At 71.7% G+C, this 20,669-nt stretch carries 21 protein-coding genes; 14 read left to right on the top strand and 7 right to left on the bottom strand.

What is annotated here, in order from left to right; all coding sequences use genetic code 11:
• The first annotated feature begins 12 nt into the window (after positions 1–12).
• Genes AC07EJ_RS32570 through AC07EJ_RS32545 form a run of 6 tightly spaced genes read left to right on the top strand, consistent with a single transcriptional unit; the run spans position 13 to position 6,585 of the window.
• A complete protein-coding gene (locus AC07EJ_RS32570; protein WP_389483764.1) occupies positions 13–1,290 on the top strand; it encodes an ABC transporter substrate-binding protein in 1,278 nt (425 codons plus the stop codon).
• 41 nt (positions 1,291–1,331) lie between these two features.
• The gene (locus AC07EJ_RS32565) at positions 1,332–2,270 is read left to right on the top strand and encodes a carbohydrate ABC transporter permease (protein WP_389483658.1); all 939 of its coding nucleotides are present in this window, start codon (positions 1,332–1,334) and stop codon (positions 2,268–2,270) included.
• Between the two features lie 14 nt (positions 2,271–2,284).
• Positions 2,285–3,130: a carbohydrate ABC transporter permease gene (locus AC07EJ_RS32560; protein ID WP_389483660.1), complete on the top strand. Its 846-nt coding sequence runs from the start codon at positions 2,285–2,287 to the stop codon at positions 3,128–3,130.
• Positions 3,127–4,164 carry a LacI family DNA-binding transcriptional regulator gene (locus AC07EJ_RS32555; RefSeq protein WP_389483662.1) on the top strand — a complete coding sequence of 346 codons (1,038 nt, stop codon included), beginning with the start codon at positions 3,127–3,129 and terminating at the stop codon, positions 4,162–4,164. The genes AC07EJ_RS32560 and AC07EJ_RS32555 overlap by 4 nt, the downstream gene beginning before the upstream one ends.
• A 34-nt stretch (positions 4,165–4,198) precedes the next feature.
• Positions 4,199–6,133: a glycoside hydrolase 5 family protein gene (locus AC07EJ_RS32550; RefSeq protein WP_478885623.1), complete on the top strand. Its 1,935-nt coding sequence runs from the start codon at positions 4,199–4,201 to the stop codon at positions 6,131–6,133.
• Positions 6,134–6,192: 59 nt separating this feature from the next.
• On the top strand, positions 6,193–6,585 hold the full coding sequence (locus tag AC07EJ_RS32545; protein WP_389483667.1) for a YchJ family protein: 393 nt from the start codon (positions 6,193–6,195) through the stop codon (positions 6,583–6,585).
• Between the two features lie 15 nt (positions 6,586–6,600).
• On the opposite strand, the gene AC07EJ_RS32540 is transcribed toward AC07EJ_RS32545, so the two are convergent.
• Positions 6,601–7,302: a FadR/GntR family transcriptional regulator gene (locus AC07EJ_RS32540; protein ID WP_389483669.1), complete on the bottom strand. Its 702-nt coding sequence runs from the start codon at positions 7,300–7,302 to the stop codon at positions 6,601–6,603.
• A 130-nt stretch (positions 7,303–7,432) separates the two neighbouring features.
• Between AC07EJ_RS32540 and AC07EJ_RS32535 the strand changes: the two genes are divergently transcribed.
• From AC07EJ_RS32535 to AC07EJ_RS32520, 4 genes are all read left to right on the top strand, one after another.
• Entirely contained in the window at positions 7,433–7,984 is a 552-nt protein-coding gene (locus AC07EJ_RS32535) for a gluconokinase (protein WP_478885622.1), read from the top strand.
• Between the two features lie 34 nt (positions 7,985–8,018).
• Entirely contained in the window at positions 8,019–9,416 is a 1,398-nt protein-coding gene (locus AC07EJ_RS32530; RefSeq protein WP_389483674.1) for a GntT/GntP/DsdX family permease, read from the top strand.
• 84 nt (positions 9,417–9,500) lie between these two features.
• Complete coding sequence (locus AC07EJ_RS32525) at positions 9,501–10,268, top strand: SDR family oxidoreductase (RefSeq protein ID WP_478885621.1); 768 nt, start codon at positions 9,501–9,503, stop codon at positions 10,266–10,268.
• Between the two features lie 26 nt (positions 10,269–10,294).
• Positions 10,295–11,326, top strand: a complete 1,032-nt coding sequence (locus AC07EJ_RS32520) for an L-idonate 5-dehydrogenase (RefSeq protein ID WP_478885620.1) — start codon at positions 10,295–10,297, stop codon at positions 11,324–11,326.
• A 10-nt stretch (positions 11,327–11,336) separates the two neighbouring features.
• Here the strand turns inward: AC07EJ_RS32520 and AC07EJ_RS32515 are convergent, their stop codons facing one another.
• The 5 genes from AC07EJ_RS32515 to AC07EJ_RS32495 form a co-directional block, all read right to left on the bottom strand.
• Positions 11,337–11,942 carry a cytochrome b/b6 domain-containing protein gene (locus AC07EJ_RS32515; RefSeq protein ID WP_389483681.1) on the bottom strand — a complete coding sequence of 202 codons (606 nt, stop codon included), beginning with the start codon at positions 11,940–11,942 and terminating at the stop codon, positions 11,337–11,339.
• Complete coding sequence (locus AC07EJ_RS32510) at positions 11,926–12,591, bottom strand: molybdopterin-dependent oxidoreductase (protein WP_478885627.1); 666 nt, start codon at positions 12,589–12,591, stop codon at positions 11,926–11,928. Before AC07EJ_RS32510 ends, AC07EJ_RS32515 begins: the two co-directional genes overlap by 17 nt.
• 141 nt (positions 12,592–12,732) lie before the next feature.
• The gene (locus AC07EJ_RS32505; RefSeq protein ID WP_478885619.1) at positions 12,733–14,295 is read right to left on the bottom strand and encodes an APC family permease; all 1,563 of its coding nucleotides are present in this window, start codon (positions 14,293–14,295) and stop codon (positions 12,733–12,735) included.
• Positions 14,296–14,388: 93 nt separating this feature from the next.
• Positions 14,389–15,348 carry a hypothetical protein gene (locus AC07EJ_RS32500; RefSeq protein ID WP_393587268.1) on the bottom strand — a complete coding sequence of 320 codons (960 nt, stop codon included), beginning with the start codon at positions 15,346–15,348 and terminating at the stop codon, positions 14,389–14,391.
• Positions 15,349–15,583: 235 nt separating this feature from the next.
• Complete coding sequence (locus tag AC07EJ_RS32495; RefSeq protein ID WP_389483688.1) at positions 15,584–17,251, bottom strand: FAD-binding dehydrogenase; 1,668 nt, start codon at positions 17,249–17,251, stop codon at positions 15,584–15,586.
• A 186-nt stretch (positions 17,252–17,437) separates the two neighbouring features.
• Here AC07EJ_RS32495 and AC07EJ_RS32490 point away from each other — a divergent pair, with 186 nt between their 5' ends.
• From AC07EJ_RS32490 to AC07EJ_RS32475, 4 genes are read left to right on the top strand one after another with little or no spacing between them, the layout of a single operon-like run.
• Positions 17,438–18,328 carry a DMT family transporter gene (locus AC07EJ_RS32490; RefSeq protein WP_389483690.1) on the top strand — a complete coding sequence of 297 codons (891 nt, stop codon included), beginning with the start codon at positions 17,438–17,440 and terminating at the stop codon, positions 18,326–18,328.
• Between the two features lie 37 nt (positions 18,329–18,365).
• Positions 18,366–18,953, top strand: coding sequence for an NUDIX hydrolase (locus AC07EJ_RS32485; RefSeq protein WP_393587270.1), 588 nt, complete (start codon positions 18,366–18,368; stop codon positions 18,951–18,953).
• Between the two features lie 9 nt (positions 18,954–18,962).
• Positions 18,963–19,355 (top strand): YidH family protein, encoded by a 393-nt coding sequence (locus AC07EJ_RS32480; RefSeq protein ID WP_100598136.1) that lies wholly within the window; start codon positions 18,963–18,965, stop codon positions 19,353–19,355.
• The gene (locus AC07EJ_RS32475) at positions 19,352–19,702 is read left to right on the top strand and encodes a DUF202 domain-containing protein (RefSeq protein ID WP_478885618.1); all 351 of its coding nucleotides are present in this window, start codon (positions 19,352–19,354) and stop codon (positions 19,700–19,702) included. The genes AC07EJ_RS32480 and AC07EJ_RS32475 overlap by 4 nt, the downstream gene beginning before the upstream one ends.
• Before the next feature lie 26 nt (positions 19,703–19,728).
• On the opposite strand, the gene AC07EJ_RS32470 is transcribed toward AC07EJ_RS32475, so the two are convergent.
• A complete protein-coding gene (locus AC07EJ_RS32470) occupies positions 19,729–20,664 on the bottom strand; it encodes an NADP-dependent oxidoreductase (RefSeq protein ID WP_478885617.1) in 936 nt (311 codons plus the stop codon).
• Positions 20,665–20,669: the final 5 nt, after the last annotated feature.

The following is a 20,669-nucleotide window of genomic DNA, read 5'->3' as shown; positions in this document are numbered from 1 at the left end:
GCTGTGCCCCCTGTGCCCTCGACGATGAGTCGGCGCGGATTCCTCGCCGCCGGTGGCGCACTCGCCGCCGCCTCCGCCCTGTCCGGCTGCTCCGCCCTCGCCGCCGCCGACGACGACCCCGACACGCTCGTGGTGCACAGCCAGCTCGGCACCACGGCCCCCGGCTCCCCCACCTACCTCTCGGCCCTGGACCGGTTCCGTGAGGAGACCGGCCTCAAGGTGCGCAACCTCGTCAACGGCGACGACCTCGCGCAGGTCTACGAGACCTCGCGACTGGCCCGCAAGGAGCCGGACGTCGTCATGGTGAACCTCTACGACAAGACGCTGGCCTGGACCGAGGTCGGGGCCGCCGTGGACGTGAAGGGCTACCTGGACGACTGGGGGCTGCGCGAGCGGGTGCTGCCGGTGGCCCTCGACGCCTGGACCGACAGCAAGGGACGGCTGCGGGCGTTCCCCTACTTCGCCACCAACTGGCCGGTCGCCTACAACCGGGCGCTCCTCGACAGGGCGGGGGTCGGCGAGATCCCCGCCACCGGGGACCAACTCGTCGCGGCCGCACGGAAGTTGCGCAGGAAGGGCCTCGCGCCCGTCACGGTCGGCGGCAATGACTGGACCGGGCAGAAGCTGCTCGCGCAGATCATCCAGACGTTCCTGACCGAGGACGAGGCCCGGCACGTCTACGCGACCGGGGACTTCGGCGGCCGGGGCGCACGGCAGGGCATCGACTACTTCGTGGAGCTGCGCGACGCGGGGGTGTTCGCCGACAAGGCGCAGGGCCTCACCTCGGACTCGATGACGACGCAGTTCAACACGCAGGCCGCGGCGATGCAGTCGGCGATGTCGTCGGCGCTCGCGAAGGTGCCGGAGCCGGTGGCGCGCCACACGGACGTGGGCGGCTGGCCGCTTGCGCCGGGCGCGGCGCACGACAAGCCGACGATCCTGCGCACGTACACGCTGATCGGCTTCTGGGTCAGCCCGAACGGCACGAAGAAGATCGACGCCGTCGAGAAGTTCCTTCGGTTCATGTACCGCCCGGACACCGTCTCGCGGTTCATCAAGGAGGCCGGGCGCGACATGGCGCTGCGGTCCGACACGGTCAGCTCGGACTTTCCGCTGGTCGCGGCCGCGCAGCGGCTCGGCGGCGAGGTGGGCCAGGTGCTGCTGCCCGACCTCTTCGTCCCGCCGGCCGCGACGCAGCCGCTGATCACGGCGACGAGTACGTCCTTCACGCGCGGCACGAGCGCGGCCCAGGTCCGCTCGGTGCTCGAGGCCGCGTACCGCGGCGTCTGACCGCCCGCCCCCATCTCTCCTCACCGGTAAGGGAGTTGCTCATGACGACGATGACGTCGACAGCGGGCGAGACCGCGGTCCGCCGCCCCACCCCGTCCTCCCCGGACACCGCCCGGCGCCCGCGCCGCCAGGGCGGCACGATCCTCGCGCTGCCCGCGCTCGTCTGGTACCTCGTGTTCATGGTCGGCCCGCTGGTCGCCATCTTCGTGGTGGCGGCCCTGCACTGGCCGGGCATGCTGCAGCCGGTGTCGTTCGCCGGGTTCGACAACGTACGCACGGTCTTCGACGACCCGGTGTTCTGGGACGCGGTGAGCAACACGGCGATCCAACTCGTCGTCGCCATCCCGGTGATGGTGGTGTGCGCGTACATGCTGGGCTACTACGTCGCGCAGAAGCCGCCCGGCCACAAGGTCATCCGCTATCTCCTGTTCATCCCCGGGCTGATCTCGACCCCGGCGAAGGCCATGGTCTTCTACGCAGCCCTCTCCCCCGACGGCCTGGTCAACGGCGGCCTGAAGGCGGTCGGTCTCGGTTCTGTCGCCGACGCGTGGCTCGCCTCGCCGTCCACCGCCCTCGCCTGTCTGATCGCGCTGGACATCTGGGCGGGGATCGGCTTCACCGCGGTGCTGTTCGCGGCGCGGCTCGGCAGTGTGCCGGACGAGCTGGGCGAGGCGGCACAGCTCGACGGGGCCGGGCACTGGCGGACCATGTGGCGCATCCACTTCCCGGTGATCAAGGACTATGTGGGCGTCGTGACGATGCTCCAGTTCCTGTGGACGCTGTTCGGCTCGGCGCAGCATGTGCTGCTGCTGACGCAGGGAGGTCCGGGCAGCTCGTCGACGACGCTGTCCTTCCTCGTCTACCAGAAGGCGTTCATCGCGGCCGACCTCGGCTACAGCCAGACCGTCGGGGTCGTCCTCTTCCTCGCCGGGCTCGTCGGACTGCTCGCCATCCGGCGCGCGTTCCGCCAGAACCACTGATCGGAGCCGTCGCCATGAAGTCCGTCAAGCACAGCCGCCTCGGCAGGTCCTGGCTGCCCGCCCACATACTCGTCTGGCTCTACGCGGTGCTGCTCGTCGTGCCGCTGTACTACTTCGTCGCCTCGGCGTTCAAGACGAACGAGGAGATCTTCGCCGACCCGTTCGCGCTGCCGTCGTCGTTCGGCCTCGGCAACTTCAGCACCGCCTTCCACAGCGCCGACCTCGGGCTCGCCGTCGTCAACTCGGCTCTGGTGACGGTGTTCTCGCTCGTCTTGACGCTGGCGCTCGCGATACCGGCGGCGTTCGCGCTGGCACGCTCGACGGGCCGGCTCGCCTCGGTGGTCGAGGCCGTCTTCTCGCTGGGGTTCCTGATCCCGACGTTCGCGGCGCTCTTCCCGACGTTCCTGCTCGCCGCGGCCACCGGCCTGTTCCACACCCGCACGTTCATGATCCTGTTCCTGCCGGCCACGGCGCTGCCGCTCTCGGTGGTGATCCTGGTCCAGTTCATGCGGACCATCCCCCGGGAGATGGAGGAGGCGGCCCGCATGGACGGCGCCTCGACCTTCGCGGTGCTCCGGCACGTGTACACGCCGATGTGCCTGCCCGGCATCGCGACGGTGCTGCTCCTGAACTTCCTGACGTTCTGGAACGAGTACCTGTACTCGCTCGTGATCATCGGACCGGACCCCGCGCAGCGCACGGTCCAGGTGGCGCTGCCCACCCTGAAGTCCATCACCGGCACGGACTACGGCGTCCTGACCGCGGGGACCGTCCTCACCCTCGTACCCGTGTGGGTCGTCTATACGGTGCTCCAGAAGCGGATGCAGCAGGCACTCGTCAGTGGGGCGGTGAAGATGTGAGCAAGGCCCGAACCGGAAACCGGCCGACCATCAAGGCGGTGGCGGCCGCGGCAGGTGTGTCGACGGCGGCGGTGTCGCAGGCGTTCAACGACAAGGGGCGCCTCGCCGAGCCGACGCGGCGGCGGATCCTCGACGCGGCGGCGGAGCTCGGCTGGTCGCCGAGCGCGTCGGCGGCGGCGCTGCGCAGTGCCCGTACCCGTACGCTCGCGCTCGTCGTGCGCAGGCCCACCGACGTGCTCGGGGCCGACCCGCACTTCAGTGAGCTGATCACCGGCATAGAGGGCGAGTTGGCGCCGCGCGGCTACGGACTTCTCCTGCATCTCGTCGCCGGTGTCGACGAGGAGAGCGCCCTGTACGAGCGGCTCGCCGCGGAGGGCCGGGTCGACGGGGCCGTCCTCACCGACGCGCGGGCCGACGACCCGCGCCCGGCCCTGCTGCGCCGCCTCAGGCTTCCGTCGGTGCTGCTCGGCGCGCCCGACCCGGAGGCCACCGTGCCGACCGTCGGGCTCGGCAATCAGGGGTCGGGCGTCCACGAGGCGGTCGACCACCTGCTCGGACTCGGCCACCGGCGCATCGCGTACGTCTGCGGTCCCGCCGAGCTCCAGCACACCCGGCTGCGCCGCACCGTCTTCGAGGAGACGCTCGACCTCGCCGGGCTCCGTCCCCTCGCCGTCCTGAGCACCGACTTCTCGGAAGCCGCCGCCGTCGCCGCGACCGAGGAGCTCATCGGGCGCGCCGAGCGGCCCACCGCGATCGTGTACGCCAACGACTCGATGGCCGTGTGCGGCATCGGCACCGCCCAGCGCGCCGGCCTGCGCGTGCCGGACGACCTGTCCGTCGTCGGCTACGACAACCTGCCGCTCGGCAGCTGGCTGCACCCGCGCCTGACGACCGTCGACCAGCAGGTGCAGCGGGTCGGCGCGGCCGCCGCGCGCGTGCTGCTCGCCCGGTGCGGCGAGGACGTCCCCGAGACACCGCTCGAAGGGCGCCCGCACCTGGTCGTCCGCGAGTCGACCGGCCCCGCAACCCCCTGAAAAATCCCGCATTCCAACGGAGCTAGGTACCACCATGCGACGCCACAGCGCCCACCTCACCCACGACTCCGCCGTCCTGCCCTGGCTCGGCGCCAACTTCTGGTCCCGCACCGGCGGGCCCCTGATGTGGCGCGACTACGACCCGAAGGTGGTGCGCGAGGAGCTGGAGGTGCTGCGGGCGCACGGCCTGAACATGACCCGCTCGTTCTTCTACTGGCCCGACTTCCACCCCGAACCGCACCGCATCGACGAGGAGTTGTGCGAGCGCTTCCGTGACTTCCTCGACGCGCACACCGAGTCGGGCATGGGGACGGTGCCGACGTTCATCGTCGGGCACATGTCCGGTGAGAACTGGGATCCGGCCTGGCGCGGCGGCCGCGACCTGTACGAGGACGTGTGGATGGTCGGCCGCCAGGCGTGGTTCGCGTCGCAGATGACGCGCCGCTTCAAGGACCACCCGGCGGTCACGGGCTGGCTGATCACCAACGAGATGCCGGGCTACGGGCGGATCTACCAGGTCGACCCGCCCTCCAGTGACGTCGTCACGGCGTGGGCGCAGGCCATGTGCAACGCGGTGCGCGCGGCCGGCGGCACCCAGCCCGTGTCCCTGGGCGACGGCGCGTGGGGCATCGAGGTGACGGGCCGCGACAACGGTTTCTCGCTGCGGGACACCGCCGAGTACGTCGACTTCGTGGGCCCGCACGTCTACCGCTCCGACACGGACCGGCCGCGCCAGCACTACCGGGCCGCCTTCGAGTGCGAGCTCGCGGCCGTCACCGGGCAGCCGGTGGTCCTGGAGGAGTTCGGCCTGTCGACGGACACGGTCTCCGCCGAGAACGCGGGCGTGTACTACCGCCAGACGCTGCACAACTCGCTGCTGGGCGGCGCGACGGGCTGGGTCGCCTGGAACAACACGGACTACGACGACCTGTGGGACCGGTCCCCCTACGACCACCACCCCTTCGAGATGCACTTCGGCATCACGGACAGCACGGGCACCCCGAAGGCCCCGCTCGTCGAACTCGCCGCGTTCGCCGAGGTGTTGGAGCGGGTCGACTTCGCGCGCTGCCGCCGCTCGGACGCCGGGGCCGCGCTGGTCGTGCCCGCGTTCCTGGAGCGCGGCTACCCGTACAGCCGCCCCGCCGACCGCCCGCTCATCTTCACCTCGCTCCACCAGGGGTACGTCGCGGCGCGCGCCGCCGACCTGGCCGTGGGCCTCACCCGGGAGGCGGACGGGATCAGCGAGGACGCGTCGCTCTATCTCCTGCCCGCGACACGGCAGTTGACGACGCGGACCCGGCGCGCCCTGGAACGGCGGGCCGCCGAGGGAGCGACGGTCTACCTGTCGTTCTGCTCGGGCGAGCACCCCGGCACGCGCGGGCCGTGGTTCGACGACCTGGACGGGCTGTTCGGGGTCGAGATGCAGCTGTCGTACGGCGTGGCGGAGCCGATCGAGGACGACGCCCTGGAGATGACGTTCACGAAGGACTTCGGGGGCATCAGGGCCGGTGAGACCCTGCGCTTCCCGGTCGCGGGCAACGAGGACAGCCGGGCGTACCTGCCGGTCGAGGCGCGCGAGGCGGAGGTCGTCGCCGTGGACGCGCACGGCCGCCCGGCACTCCTGTCGCGGGCGACCGGCCTCGGCCGCACCGTACTGGCGACGTATCCGCTGGAGCACATGGCCGCCCGCACGGCGCACGTCAACCCGGAGCAGACGCACCGGCTGTACGCGGCGCTCGCCGAGGTCGCCGGGGTGGCACGGCCCGTGACGGTCGGGAGCCCGTACGTGTCGGCCGATGTGCTGGTCCACGAGGACGGGCGGCGGTTCGTGTGGCTGGTGAGCCAGTCCGGGCAGGAGGTGACGGTGCGCCCGCAGGCGGCCGGGACCCTGCACGACGCGGGAACGGGCGAGCCCGTCACGGACGTCACCCTGGACCCGTACGGCGTGCGCGTCCTGGAACTGCGGTGAGCCAGCGCGCCGGTGGGGTGGGCCGGGTGATCGACGGCGGAGCTGATTGAATCGTCCGCATGTCACGCCCCGCCCCCACCTGCCCCTGCGGGCTCCCCTCCCCGTACGACGCCTGCTGCGGCCGCTACCACTCCGGAGGGGCGAACGCGCCCACCGCCGAGGCCCTGATGCGCTCCCGCTACTGCGCCTTCGCCGTCAAGGACGCCGCGTATCTGCTGCGGACCTGGCACCCGGCCACCCGGCCGACGGTCATCACCTTCGAGCCGGGCACGAAGTGGACCGGCCTGGAGATCCTGGGCACGAGCGAGGGGTCGGCCTTCCACAGCACCGGCACCGTGACGTTCCGGGCCGGCTACACCGACGGCGGACGGCCCGGCTCGCTGCACGAGCGCAGCAGGTTCATAAGGCTCGACGGCGCCTGGGTGTACGTGGACGGCGACTTCATCGAGTAGGAGCCGGCCCTGCGATCAGGGCGCGAGGATGTCCAGTTCCTGGAGCGCGCCCACCGCGATCTCGCGCGTGAGTGCCTCCGCGCGGATCGCGTCCCCCTCGCGGACGGCCTCGGCGACGTGCACATGGAGCGACACGGCCGCCGGGTCCGGGTCCTCGAACATCACCTGGTGGTGCGTGCGGCCCGCGAGGACCTCTGCGACCACGTCACCGAGGCGGGCGAACATCTCGTTGCCCGACGCGTTCAGGACGACCCGGTGGAATTCGATGTCGTGGACGAGGTACGCCTCCAGCTGATGGCCGCGTGACGTGGCGACCATGCCCAGCGCGCACTCGGTGAGCGCCGCGCACTGCTCGGGCGTGGCATGCGTGGCCGCGAGTCCGGCCGCGACCGGCTCGACCGCGGAACGCAGCACCGTGAGGGAGCGCAGCTGGCGCGGCCGGTCGGCGCCGGCCAGGCGCCAGCGGATGACCTGTGGGTCGTAGACGTTCCACTCCTGCGTGGGCCGTACGGTCACGCCGACCCGGCGCCGGGACTCCACGAGGTGCATCGACTCGAGCACCCTTACGGCCTCCCGCATCACCGAACGCGACACCTCGTAGCGCTGGGCCAGTTCGTCGGTGCGCAGCACGCTGCCCGGTGGGTACTCCCCCGCGGTGATGGCGGGGCCGAGGTTCTCCAGTACGTGGGCGTGCAGCCCCCGGCCCTGTGTGGTCATGACGTCAGCGTACGAGGCGGGCCAGGGGAATAAAAAGTCAGACTTTTATGTCACAGTCTCTTGAATTTGTCCGACCATTTGAGTTTCAGTGGCGTGACACAGCGATGTCGAAGAAGACAGCGAGGACGCGATGAACGCACGACGCACCCCCCACGTCGTCGTAGTCATGGGCGTGGCAGGGACCGGCAAGACCACGATCGGCCCCCTGCTCGCAGACAGGCTCGGCGTCCCGTACGCCGAGGGCGACGACTTCCACCCGCCGGCGAACATCGCCAAGATGTCGGCCGGCACCCCCCTGACGGACGACGACCGGTGGCCGTGGCTCGACGCCATCGGCGCCTGGGCGCACGGGCGGGCGGGACTCGGCGGCGTCGTCAGCAGCTCCGCCCTCAAGCGGAGCTATCGCGACCGGCTCAGGGCCGAGGCCCCCGGAGTCGTGTTCGTCCACCTCACGGGCGACCGCACCCTCATCGAGGACCGGATGTCGCACCGCCAGGGCCACTTCATGCCCACGGCCCTGCTGGACTCGCAGTTCGCCACGCTCCAGCCGCTCGCGGCGGACGAGGCGGGCGTCGACGTCGATGTGTCGGGCAGCCCCGAGGAGATCACGGAGCGGGCCGTCGCGGCCCTCGCCGACCTCGAGGGACAGCCTCCGTCCCCTCAGCGCCAGGCGCTGAAGTAGTCCCAGAAGTCTCCACCCACACCAAGGAAAAACCGTGACCAGTCTCAGCGTCGAGACGCTGGCAGCGGATGCCGTCGAACCGATCACCTCGGCGGGCCACGCCCAGCTGGGGATCGCCGTCCTCGCGGGCATCGCTGTCATCGTTCTGCTCATCACGAAGTTCCGGGTCCACGCCTTCCTGGCGCTGACCATCGGTTCTCTGGCCCTCGGAGCCTTCGCGGGCGCCCCGCTCGACAAGACCATCGTCAGCTTCACCGCGGGCCTGGGTTCCACGGTGGCCGGTGTGGGTGTACTGATCGCGCTCGGCGCGATCCTGGGCAGGCTGCTCGCCGACTCCGGCGGCGCCGACCAGATCGTCGACACGATCCTCGCCAAGGCTGGCGGGCGCGCCATGCCGTGGGCGATGGTCCTGATCGCCTCGGTGATCGGTCTGCCGCTGTTCTTCGAGGTCGGCATCGTGCTGCTGATCCCGGTCGTCCTGATGGTCGCCAAGCGCGGCAACTACTCGCTGATGCGCATCGGCATCCCGGCCCTCGCCGGCCTGTCGGTCATGCACGGTCTGATCCCGCCGCACCCCGGCCCGCTCGTCGCGATCGACGCGGTCGGCGCCAACCTCGGCGTCACGCTGGCCCTGGGTGTCCTCGTCGCCATCCCGACGGTGATCATCGCGGGTCCGCTGTTCTCCAAGGTCGCCGCCCGCTGGGTGGACGTCCAGGCCCCGGACAAGATGGTCCCGGGACGGGCCTCCGACGACCTGGAGAAGCGTCCGAGCTTCCGCGCCGCTGTCGCCACGATCCTGCTCCCCGTCGTCCTGATGCTCGCCAAGGCGCTCGTCGACATCGTCGTGGACAATCCCGAGCACACCGTGCAGCGCGTCTTCGACGTCATCGGCTCGCCGCTGATCGCCCTGCTCGCCGCCGTGATCGTGGCCATGTTCACCATGGGCCGCGCGGCCGGCTTCACCAAGGACCAGCTGTCCTCCACCGTCGAGAAGTCGCTCGCCCCGATCGCGGGCGTCCTCCTCATCGTCGGCGCGGGCGGCGGCTTCAAGCAGACCCTCGTCGACTCCGGCGTGGGCCAGATGATCCTCGACATCTCCAAGGACTGGTCGATCCCGGCCCTGCTGCTCGCCTGGCTGATCGCGGTCGTCATCCGCCTCGCCACGGGCTCCGCCACCGTCGCGACCATCTCGGCGGCCGGCCTCGTGGCGCCGCTCGCGGCCGACATGTCGACCGCGCACACGGCCCTGCTGGTCCTCGCGATCGGCGCCGGCTCGCTCTTCTTCAGCCATGTGAACGACGCGGGCTTCTGGCTGGTGAAGGAATACTTCGGCCTGAACGTCGGGCAGACCATCAAGACCTGGTCCGTCATGGAGACGATCATCTCGGTCGTCGCCGGTGGCCTGGTCCTGCTGCTGTCACTGGTCATCTAGCGGCCTCAGCCACCTGGCGGCCTCAGTCGGCCGGCGGGAGGCCTAATGAACTGGCTCCCTCTGTGGAGTGACTGGAGTAACCGAGTGATGACCCACCCCCTCTTCGACATCAGCGGCCGGACCGCCCTGGTGACCGGTTCCAGCCGCGGGATCGGGTTCGCCCTGGCCCGCGGCCTCCTGGAGGCCGGCGCGACCGTCGTCCTCAACGGACGCGACGAGGCCGCGCTCAAGGCAGCGGCCTCGGAACTCTCGGGCCTCGGCCCGGTCCACACCGCGGCGTTCGACGTCACGGACGGACCCTCCGTGGCCGCCGGAGTCGCCGGGATCGAGGAGAGGGTGGGTCCGCTCGACATCCTCGTCAACAACGCGGGCATGCAACTGCGCGCCCCGCTCCTGGAGTTCACCGACGCCGACTGGCACCGGGTGATCGACACCAATCTGACGAGCGCGTTCCTGGTGGGCCGTGAGGCGGCCCGCGGCATGGTCGAACGCGGCCACGGAAAGATCATCAACATCTGCTCGCTGCAGAGCGAGGTCGTGCGGCCCGGCATCGCGCCCTACGCCGCCACCAAGGGCGCCCTGAAGATGCTCACCAAGGGCATGTGCGCCGACTGGGGACCGTCCGGAGTCCAGGTCAACGGGCTCGGCCCCGGCTACATCGAGACCGAGCTGACCGCGCCGCTCGTCCGCGACGAGGAGTTCAGCGCCTGGGTCCGCCGCAGGACCCCCGCCGGCCGCTGGGGCCGCACCGACGACCTCGTCGGCGGCACGCTGTTCCTGGCCTCGCCCGCGTCCGACTTCGTCAGCGGGCAGATCCTGTACGTCGACGGCGGCATGACGAGCGTTCTCTAGAAGACCGCACAGCTGGAGGAGACCTGATGCTGGGCTGCGTGATCCACGGCGCGGGAGATCTGCGCGTCGACGAACTGCCCTCCCCCGAACCGGGTCCGGGCCAGGCGCTCGTAGCCGTCCGCTACGGCGGGGTGTGCGGCTCTGACCTGCACTACTGGCGCCACGGCGGCGTCGGCGACTTCCGGCTCCAGGAACCCATGCTGCTCGGCCACGAGGTCGTGGGCACGGTCATCTCGTACGGCGACGGAGCCACCGGCCCCGCGCCGGGCACGGCCGTCGCCGTGCACCCCGCCACCCCCTGCGGGACCTGCCCCGAGTGCGCGGACCGGCGGCGCAATGTGTGCCGCGACACCCGCTACCTCGGCAGCGCCGCCCGCACCCCGCACGTCCAGGGCGGTTTCGCCGCGCGGATCGCCGTCCCCGCCGCCCAGTTGAGGGCCGTGCCCGCCGGGCTTCCGCTCGACCGGGCCGCCCTCGCCGAGCCCCTCGCGGTGGCGCTGCACGCGGTGCGCCGGGCCGGACCGGTCGCGGGCAAGCACGTGCTCGTGACCGGCGCGGGCCCCATCGGCTGCCTCGTCGTCGCCGCGGCCAAGGCCGCCGGAGCGGCGCACGTGACCGCCACCGACCTCCTCCCCCAAGCTCTCCGGTACGCGCAACTCGCCGGTGCCGACACCCTCGTACACGCGGACGACCCGGCCGACAAGGGCTGGCCCGACGAGGCCCACGCGGCCGTCGAGGCGTCGGGGGTGGCCGCCGGGCTCGACAGCTGCCTGCGCCATGTGCGGCGCGGCGGTGTGGTCGTACAGCTCGGGATGCTGCCGCCGGGACAGAGCCCGTTCGCGGGGAACCTCGTGGTCAGCCGGGAGATCGAGCTGCGCGGGGCGTTCCGCTTCCACACGGAGTTCGACGACGCGCTGCGCCTGCTCGCCGAGCGGCCGGGGCTCGCGGAGCTGATCAGCGCGGTGGTCCCGGTGGCGGAAGCGGAGTCGGCGTTCGTGCTGGCCGCGGACCGCGCGCGGGCGTGCAAGGTCCTGCTGGACTTCGGCGCGAGCGCGTGACGCGGCGCCTTTAAGGCAGCCACTCGCCGTGCTCGCGCTCGGCCCACTCCCTCCCCACGAACCCGGTCCGCATCCCGAGCCGCGCCTCGGGGTCCGCCCAGGCCTTCGCGATGTGCCCGGCGATCACGATGCCGAGGGCGAGCGACAGCCAATCGTGCACGAAGGTGCTGCCGGTGCGCCAGGTCAGCGGCGTGAGGTGGGTGAACCACATGAGCAGGCCGGTGCCGAGCATCACCAGGACCGCTCCCCCGAGCCAGCCCGCGTACAGCTTCTGACCGGCGTTGAACTTGCCCGCGGGCCGTGGGCCGGAGCGACGCAGGGCGGAGCGCAGCCAGGTGCGGTCGTGCGGGACGAAGCGGTTCAGGCGGCGCAGGTCGGCACGGAAGGCGCGGGACGCGAGGCCGGCGAGGTAGGGCGCGGGCAGCAGGAGACCGGACCACTCGTGGAGCCTGACCACGAGTTCGCGGCGGCCGACGAGCTCCGCGAACTGGGGTACGTACAGGCAGGCCGCCGTCAGGACGCACAGGCCCATGAGGGCGGCCATGGACCGGTGGACCCAGGTCTCGGAGCGGGTGAAGCGCCTTACGCGCGCCGGGAGTTCAGTGGGTGGGTTCATCGTCGCGTCCGTTCGAGCGGCCGACCCACGCGTCCACGTCGTAGCCGCGCTCTTCCCAGTAGCCGGGTTCGACGCGGTCGGTGACGGTGATACCGGACAGCCATTTCGCCGACTTGTAGAAGTACATGGGGCCGACGTAGAGGCGGACGGGTCCGCCATGGGTGTGGCCGAGGGGCTTGTCCTGCATCCGCAGGGCGACGAGTACGTCGGCGCGGCGGGCCTGCGGCAGTGTGAGGCTCTCGCTGTACGTACCGTCGAAGCAGGTCAGCCGCAGTGCCTTGGCGGAGGGCCGGACCCCGGCCGCGTCGAGGATGCTGGACAGGCGTACGCCCTCGAAGGGGGTTTCCGGCACGCGCCACCCGGTGACGCACTGGACGTCGCGCACGAGGCGGGTCTGCGGGAGGGCCCGCAGCGCGGGGAGCGTATAGGTGGCGGGCCGGTCGACCAGGCCGTCGACGGTGAGGCGGTAGTCGGCGGCCGACCTGTGCGGGACGGACGAGGCCACCGAGTAGTAGCGGAAGCCGCCGCCGTTCGGCAGGAGGTCCGTCAGGCCGGTGGGGTCCTTGTCCGCGGCGCTGCCGAGGAAGGATTCGAGGCCGCGCTGGAGGGTGGGCGCGGCGGCGACGCCGAGGGCACCGAGTCCGAGCATGCCGAGGACGAGGCGGCGGCCGACGGGCGCTCCGCGCTGTTCGTCCCGCTCGGGCGGTACGGGTTCTTCCGGGTTCACACACTGATTCGAGCACCCGTGGCCTCCGGAGACCAGGGGCCACGGGTGTTCGTCAGCGTTCTGTCACTTCTCGGCGGGCACGCCGGCCGCCTTCTCCAGCTGGAACGCCTCGTTGCCGAGACCGATCCGGGCGTGCGTCTCGGGGTTCCTGCCGCGCAGGACGACGCCGTGGACGAGGCCGATGACCGCGGCCAGCGCGATGATGCCGGGCAGCACCCAGTTGAGGGAGGAGCCGGGGCCCGAGCCGACGAGGACGTCGAAGTCCTTGACCGTGTAGAACGCGATGACGAGCAGCGCGATCCCGGCGATCCCCGACGCGATCAGGCGCCAGATCTGGGCGCCCGCCGCGCCGCGCCGGACGAAGAAGACGATCACGGCAAGCGAGGCGGTGGCCATCAGCAGGATGATGCCGAGGGCGCCGACGTTGCCGCCCCAGGTGAAGAGCTTGAGCACGGGCGCCGTGGGGTCGCCCGCCTTGCCGTCGTCGGTGACGGCGAACGCCACGACGATGACCAGGGAGAGGGCGGTCTGGAGCAGGGAGCCGGTGCCGGGCGCGCCGCTGGAGCTGTTGGTGCGGCCGAAGGTGGCGGGCAGCAGGCCCTCGCGGCCCATGGCGAAGGCGTAGCGCGAGACGACGTTGTGGAAGCTGAGGAGCGCCGCGAACATGCCGGTGACGAACAGGACATGGACGATGTCCGTGAACGTGCCGCCGAGCCTGCTCTCCGTCAGGAAGAACATCAGGCCCGCGCTCTGCTTCTGCGCGGTCGGGATGATCGCGGAGGGTCCCGCGGCGACGGTGAGCGCCCAGGAGCTGATGGCGAAGAAGACGGCGACGAAGCCGACCGCCATGAACATCACGCGCGGTACGAGGACGTGCGGGCGGCTGGTCTCCTCCGCGTACACGGGCGCCTGCTCGAAGCCGGTGAAGGCGGCGATGCAGAAGCACAGGGCGGTGCCGACGCCCGCGCCGGTGAGGGTGTCCGGGTTGAAGGCGTGCAGCGACAGGCCCTCCTTGGCCGGGTCGCCGATCGCCGCGATGTCGAAGACGACGACGAGCGCGACCTCGACGAGCAGGAGTACGCCGAGCACGCGCGCGTTCACGTCGATCTTCAGCAGGGCGAGCGCGCCGACGGCGAGCACGGCGACCAGCGCCGGGATCCACCAGGCGATGCTGAGGTCGAGGTAGGTGGCGAGGAGGTTGGACACCTCGAAGCCGAACATTCCGTAGATGCCGACCTGCAGAACGCTGTAGGCGACGAGAGCGACCAGGGCGGCGCCGGCGCCCGCCGTCGGGCCGAGGCCGCGGGATATGTACGCGTAGAAGGCGCCGGCGTTGTGGACGTGGCGGCTCATCTCGGCGTAGCCGACACTGAACAGGGCGAGGACGACGCCCAGGATGAGGAAGAGCAGCGGCTGCCCGACAACGCCCATCACGGCGAACGTGGTGGGCATGACGCCGGCGACCACCATGAGCGGGCCCGTCGCGGCCAGCACGGAGAGCAGCAGGCCCGCCGTGCCGAGACGGCCGGCGCGCAGGGCGCTCTCCTGTCCCTTGAACGTGCTGATCCCCGCGCCGGACGCGGGGGGTCGTGCCGTGTCGCTCGTGCTCGAACTGCCCGTCATCATGGCGGGGTTGTCCCTTCCCTGTGGCTGTGGATGAGCGCTGCTGGTGCGGGTGCTGGGGATGTCCGCGGATGTCTGTGGATGTCCGGGGGCGTCCTAGGCCGTGCCCAGCGCGGCGCGGCGCGCGGCGCTGAACGCTTCGTGCGGATCACGGTCCGGGTACGACCAGGGGGCCGCGGTGGCGTGCCGGCCGATGCGGTGGAACAGGGCGGCGGCCTCCGCGGGCCTGCCCTCGCAGGACTTGGCGTGGGCGAGGAAGTTCAGGTCGACGCGACCGCGCGGATGGGCGGGGCGCTCGGGACCGCCCCACTCGAGCCACCAGTCGAAGGCGGTCTTCATCACGAGTCGGGCGCGGCGGCCCGTCCAGTGTCCGGACGCCTTGGCGTCGGGCGGTTCGCTGCCGGCTGCGGCGAGGACGCGGTAGCGCTCGGCGTGCGCGACGACGGGCAGGACGGCCAGCGGTGATCCGGGGCCGGCCTGTTCGGCGGCCCAGGACGCGAAGTCGTAGACCTCGTGGAGCGGGTCCTGGCCCGCGTCGGGGCGGCGTTCGGCGAGCCGGGCGACCATCAGGTGGTGGGCGTGGTGGTGCTCGGGGTGGCGGTGGCGGATCTCGTCGAAGAGGCGGACGACGTCTTCCTCGCGGCCCATGTCCCGTTCCAGGAGCAGGAGTCCGAGCCAGGGCGTGGGGTCGGCGGGTGCGAGGGCCGCGGCCTCGCGGCAGGCGTCGCGGGCCTTTTCGGGTCGCGTCCTGCCGGTCCGGGCGCGCTGCACGGCGGCAAGGGCGAGCAGGACGGCGGCGTCGGCCGACTCGGGTTCGGCGAGCCGCCAGTCCCTGACCCAGGCGGTGGTGGTGGGTTCCTCGGCGAGGACGACGATGCGGTGGCCGCGGCGGTCCCAGTCGTCGCCGGTGGCCGAGATCAGTTCCCTGACCTCGGTCCAGCGCCCCTGAGCGAGGGCCGCGCGGGCGGCCACGAGGCCGCTGTCGTCGAGCGCGGAGTCGAACGGGGCAGCGGCCCGCTTGCGGGCACGCCCGAGTGGTGGCGGGGGTGGGGGCACCGCAGGAAATCCTCTACGACGCGGCTTACTTGAGGTGATCACGCACAGCAAAGCGGTACCGGGTGCTCCGAGTCAAGGGCAGACCAAGGGGCGACCTTCACCAACTCGTTTCACAATCCTCCGAGTTCGCCCTCGCGATCCACCAATTCCCTTTCTCACCTGGGCTGTTGAGCTGGTGACACGAGACAGCACCCCGGACTGCAAAGAAGCGTCCGGGGTGCTGTCAAGGCGAGATTCAGCCGGTCGCGGCGGCCGCGGCGCGGCCGGCCGTGCGTCCCGAGAAGAGGCAGCCGCCGAGGAAGGTCCCTTCGAGGGAGCGGTAGCCGTGTACTCCGCCGCCGCCGAACCCGGCCGCCTCCCCCGCCGCGTACACACCCGGCAGCGGCTCGCCGCCCTCCGTCAGGACGCGCGAGGACAGGTCGGTCTCAAGTCCCCCGAGTGACTTGCGGGTGAGGATGTTGAGGCGCACCGCGACCAGCGGGCCCGCCTTCGGGTCGAGGATGCGGTGCGGCGCCGCGGTGCGGATGAGGCGGTCGCCGAGGAACTTGCGGGTGCCGCGGATGGCGGTCACCTGGAGGTCCTTGGTGAAGGGGTTGGCGATCTCGCGGTCGCGGGCGACGAGGGTGCTGCGCAGGTCGGCCTCGTCGATCAGCGGGCCCCCCGACTTCTCGGCGAGGGCGTTCATGCCGCGCACCAGGGCGGGGAGGTCCTTCTCGACGACGAAGTCGGCGCCGTTGTCCATGAAGGCCTTGACGGGCGCCGGCACGTCGGCGCGGGCCCGGTCGATGACACCGCGTACCGACTTACCCGTCAGGTCGGGGTTCTGCTCGGAGCCGCTGAGGGTGAATTCCTTGCCGATGATGCGCTGGTTGAGCACGAACCACGTGTAGCCGTACCCGGTCTTCATGATGTGGTCGAGCGTGCCGAGGGTGTCGAATCCGGGGAAGAGCGGCACCGGCAGGCGCTCGCCGCGCGCGTCGAGCCAGAGCGAGGACGGGCCCGGCAGGATGCGGATGCCGTGCTTGTCCCAGATGGGGTTCCAGTTCTCGATGCCCTCGGTGTAGTGCCACATGCGGTCGCGGTTGATGAGGTGCGCGCCCGCGTCCTCCGTTATCCCGAGCATCAGGCCGTCGACGTGCGCGGGCACGCCGGAAAGCATCTTCTCGGGCGGGGTGCCGAGGCGCTCGGGCCAGTTGGCGCGGACCAGGTCGTGGTTTCCGCCGATGCCGCCGGAGGTGACGATCACCGCCTGCGCCTTGAGCTCGAAGGAGCCCGTGACCGTACGGCTGCTGCCCTGGCCGCGCTCGATGGACGACGGTTCGAGGATCTCGCCGCTGACGGTGTCGACGGCGCCGGCGCTGCGGGACAGGCCGGTGACCCGGTGCCGGAACTTCAGCTGGACCAGACCGCGCGCCACGCCTTCCCTGACCCGGCGCTCGAAGGGGGCGACGAGGCCGGGGCCGGTCCCCCAGGTGATGTGGAAGCGGGGCACCGAGTTCCCGTGCCCGTTCGCGTCGTATCCGCCTCGCTCGGCCCAGCCGACCACGGGGAAGAACCGGACGCCCTGCTGGTGCAGCCAGGACCGCTTCTCGCCCGCGGCGAAGTCGACGTAGGCCTCGGCCCACTTGCGCGGCCAGTGGTCCTCGGCACGGTCGAAGCCGGCGGTGCCCATCCAGTCCTGGAGTGCGAGCGCGTGACTGTCCTTGATCCGCAGGCGGCGCTGCTCGGGCGAGTCGACGAAGAAGAGCCCGCCGAAGGACCAGTGCGCCTGGCCGCCGATGGACTGCTCCGGCTCCTGGTCCAGCAGGATCACCTTGCGGCCCGCGTCCACGAGTTCCGCCACCGCCGCGAGCCCGGCGAGGCCCGCCCCGATCACGATCACGTCCGCGTCGTACGACGTCATTGGGATCCGTCCCTCTCGAAAGTTACCGGTGGGTCAGATCTTGGGTACAGGGGTGGACGGCGTCAACCTCGCCGACCGGGTCACTCGCGGGGCAGTGCGTGCCGCGGGGCGCTATCGTCGGCGATATACCCGTGCAACGCCCCGCCCATGGCTGATCTTGATACCTGCATTCTCGAGGTGCGCAGCGTGTCGGTTCTCGTATTCGTCCTCGCCGTCTCCGCGGCCTTCTGTCTCGGCATCGGATTCGTGCTCCAGCAGAACGCGGCGCAGCACGCCCCGCTGAGCGACTTCCTGTCGCCGCGCCTGCTCCTCGACCTCGTACGGGTGCCGCGCTGGCTGTTCGGCATAGGTTTCATGGTGTGCGGCATGGTGCTCGGCGCGATCGCGCTGGGCAACGGGGAGATCTCCCTCGTCGAGCCACTGCTCGCGACCAATCTCCTGTTCGCGCTCGCCCTCTCGCGCCACCAGACCCGCCAGTCGCTCGGCAAACAGGGCTGGTCGGGCCTGGCCCTGCTCGCGGGCGGGGTGACGGCCTTCATCGTGGCGGGCGAGCCACGCAGCGGGGACGCGATCACCGACCCGCTGCGGCGCTGGGTGATCATCGGCGTGATGGTGGGCGGCGCACTGCTGCTCACGGCGTACGCGAAGAAGTCACGGATGAGTTCGGCCCCGGTCCTCCTCGGCGTGGCGGCCGGGCTCCTCTACGGGGTGCAGGACGCGCTGACGCGGATGAGCGGGCAACTGTTCTCGTCGGGCGGCTGGTCCGGGTTGCTCACCAGCTGGCAGCCGTACGGAGTCCTGGTGCTCGGTGTCACGGGCCTGATCCTCGTGCAGAGCGCCTTCGAGATGGCGCCGCTGCGGATGTCGCTGCCCGCACTGACGGCGGCGCAGCCGCTGGCGGGCATCGCGTGCGGGGTCGGTTTCATGGGCGACCAACTGCGCACGGACGCCGGGGCGCTCGCCTGGCAGGCGACCGGGCTCACGGCGATCGTGTCGGGGATCGTGCTGCTGGGGATGCACCCGGCGATGCCGACCACGGGTCCTCGGGAGGGGAACCGGGCGGGGGCCGGGGTCTGAGCCGCCGGGGCCTGCCGGGTTCTGGTGTCATGGGCGCATGACCCCTCCCACCGATCCCACGAACGCCGCTGCCGCTGCTGACGCCCCGGACCCGGCGGCGGAGGTCCTCGACATCGTCGACGAGCACGACCGGGTGGTCGGCCAGGCCCCGCGCGGCGAGGCCTACGCCCGGGGACTGCGCCACCGGTGCGTGTTCATCCAGGCCAGGGACGCCGACGGCCGGATCTTCGTGCACCGCCGCACCCCGTCGAAGCTGGTGTTCCCGTCGCTGTACGACATGTTCGTCGGCGGCGTCGTAGGCGCCGGCGAGTCCTACGGCGACGCGGCGCTGCGCGAGGCGGAGGAGGAGCTCGGCGTCCGCGGGCTGCCCCGCCCCGAGCCGCTGTTCAAGTTCCTGTACGACGGCGGAGCGGGCCGGACCTGGTGGTCGTACCTGTACGAGGTGCGCTGCGAGCTGCCTGTGGACCCGCAGGCCGAGGAGGTCGCCTGGCACGCTTTCCTCACCGACGAGGAACTGGAGCGGCGGCTCCAAGAGTGGCCGTGGGTGCCGGACGGGCTCGACGCGTACGAGCGGCTGCGGGTCTACCGTGCAGGGGCCACGGAACTGCCGACGCCGCCCGGATAGGGTCGCCCCGTGATCGAATTTGTGCGCAGTGTCCGCCTCTGGTTCGCGCCCGAGCGGGTCCGGGAGGACGGCGAGACACCCGACTACCGCTTCTCACTGGCCAACGAGCGCACGTTCCTGGCCTGGCTGCGCACGGCGCTCGCGCTGATCGGCGGCGGGTTCGCCGTGGACCAGTTCCTGCCGGACCTGCGCTGGGCCTGGCGGGCCGGTCTCGCGCTCGCGCTGCTCGCGGCGGGCGCCCTGTGCTCCCTGCGGGCCGTCAGCCACTGGGTGCGCTGCGAGCGGGCGATGCGGCGGGGCGAGGATCTGCCCGTCTCGCGGTTCCCGGCGCTGTTGAGCGTGGTCGTGGCGCTGGTGGCCGTCGCGATGGTGGTGGTCGTGCTGGCCGGGTGGGCGGGGTGAGCGGCCCGGGGCCGTCGCCGGCCGGCGACGGAGGAGCGCCCCGGCGCGATCCCGGGCTCCAGCCCGCGCGGACGCGGCTCGCCTGGCGGCGGACGACGCTGTCCTGCACCGTGGCGGCGATCCTCGCCGCCAAGACGACACTGAGCGGCGGCGCGGACACCCTCGGCGTGCTGGGCGCGGCCCTGTGCTTCCTGGCGTGGCTGGGGTTTTTGGCGGTGGCGCACCGCCGTATCCGCGATCTGGCGCTGCACGAGGCCCGGCCGCCCGCGCTGACCCCGCCCGCGGCCGTCGTGGCGGTGGCCTGCTCTGTGGCGCTGGCCGCGTTCGCCGCGGCGCTGGTGGTGTGACGGGGGCCCGCGCCGATGCCTGCCCGTCAGTCGGGCCACGGCACAGTGACCACGATCTTGCCCCTGGTGCGGCCCTCGGCGCTCAGCCGCTGAGCGTCGGCGGTCCGCTCCAGCGGGAACGTCTCGTCGACGTGCACCGTGATGACGTCCTGTTCCGCGAGGTCCGCGAGGCGCGTGAGGTCGGCGGCGTCGGGGCGCACGAAGACGTAGCGCCCGCCCAGGTCGACGACCGACGCATCGGCGATGGACGCGATCCGGCCGCCCGGCGCCAGCAGGTCCGCGGACACCTTCAGGGCCTCTCCGCCCACCGTGTCGAACACGGCGTCCACGCCCTCCGGCGCGAGGGCCCGCACGCGTTCGGCGAGCCCTTCCCCGTACGTGACCGGTTCGGCGCCCAGCTCCCGCAGGAAGTCGTGGTTGCGTTCGCTCGCCGTGCCGATGACGCGGGCACCGAGGTGGCGGCTCAGCTGCACCGCGATCGACCCGACGCCGCCGGCCGCCGCGTGGACGAGCACCACGTCGCCCTCCTGCACGGCCAGGGCGCCGGTCAGGACCTGGTAGGCGGTGAGCCCGGCGAGCGGCAGCCCGGCGGCCTCCTCGTAGGTGAGGTTCCGCGGCTTGCGCGCCAGGGTCCGCACGGGCGCGGCGACGTACTCGGCGAAGGTCCCACGGGAGAGGAAGTCCTCGCGTACGTAGCCGATCACCTCGTCGCCGGTGGCGAACTCCGTGACGGAGGCGCCGGGTTGGACCACGACGCCGGACACGTCCCAGCCGGGGATCACCGGGAAGACGGCGTCGAGCGCCGGGGCCAGGTAGCCCTCGCGGGCCTTCCAGTCGACGGGGTTCACCGCCGCGGCCCTGACCTTCACCAGGACGGAGTCGGGCCCGACCTTGGGGTCACGCACCTCGCCGTACTCGAGTACCTCGGGACCGCCGTAGCCGCTGTAGCTGATCGCCTTCATCCGAC

The sequence above is a fragment of the Streptomyces sp. NPDC045026 genome, from assembly GCF_056432625.1.
The sequence above is the reverse complement of the archived record's forward strand: the minus strand, read 5'-3'. Positions and strand labels throughout refer to the sequence as shown.

Coding starts and splice junctions, on each gene's coding strand:
- AC07EJ_RS32505 (WP_478885619.1), bottom strand. CDS start 14,295: ATGATGACGGGCAGTTCGAGCACGAGCGACACGGCACGACCCCCCGCG.
- AC07EJ_RS32565 (WP_389483658.1), top strand. CDS start 1,332: ATGACGACGATGACGTCGACAGCGGGCGAGACCGCGGTCCGCCGCCCC.
- AC07EJ_RS32550 (WP_478885623.1), top strand. CDS start 4,199: ATGCGACGCCACAGCGCCCACCTCACCCACGACTCCGCCGTCCTGCCC.
- AC07EJ_RS32485 (WP_393587270.1), top strand. CDS start 18,366: ATGACCCCTCCCACCGATCCCACGAACGCCGCTGCCGCTGCTGACGCC.
- AC07EJ_RS32470 (WP_478885617.1), bottom strand. CDS start 20,664: ATGAAGGCGATCAGCTACAGCGGCTACGGCGGTCCCGAGGTACTCGAG.
- AC07EJ_RS32535 (WP_478885622.1), top strand. CDS start 7,433: ATGAACGCACGACGCACCCCCCACGTCGTCGTAGTCATGGGCGTGGCA.
- AC07EJ_RS32545 (WP_389483667.1), top strand. CDS start 6,193: ATGTCACGCCCCGCCCCCACCTGCCCCTGCGGGCTCCCCTCCCCGTAC.
- AC07EJ_RS32540 (WP_389483669.1), bottom strand. CDS start 7,302: ATGACCACACAGGGCCGGGGGCTGCACGCCCACGTACTGGAGAACCTC.
- AC07EJ_RS32510 (WP_478885627.1), bottom strand. CDS start 12,591: ATGCTCGGACTCGGTGCCCTCGGCGTCGCCGCCGCGCCCACCCTCCAG.
- AC07EJ_RS32495 (WP_389483688.1), bottom strand. CDS start 17,251: ATGACGTCGTACGACGCGGACGTGATCGTGATCGGGGCGGGCCTCGCC.
- AC07EJ_RS32520 (WP_478885620.1), top strand. CDS start 10,295: ATGCTGGGCTGCGTGATCCACGGCGCGGGAGATCTGCGCGTCGACGAA.
- AC07EJ_RS32560 (WP_389483660.1), top strand. CDS start 2,285: ATGAAGTCCGTCAAGCACAGCCGCCTCGGCAGGTCCTGGCTGCCCGCC.
- AC07EJ_RS32515 (WP_389483681.1), bottom strand. CDS start 11,942: ATGAACCCACCCACTGAACTCCCGGCGCGCGTAAGGCGCTTCACCCGC.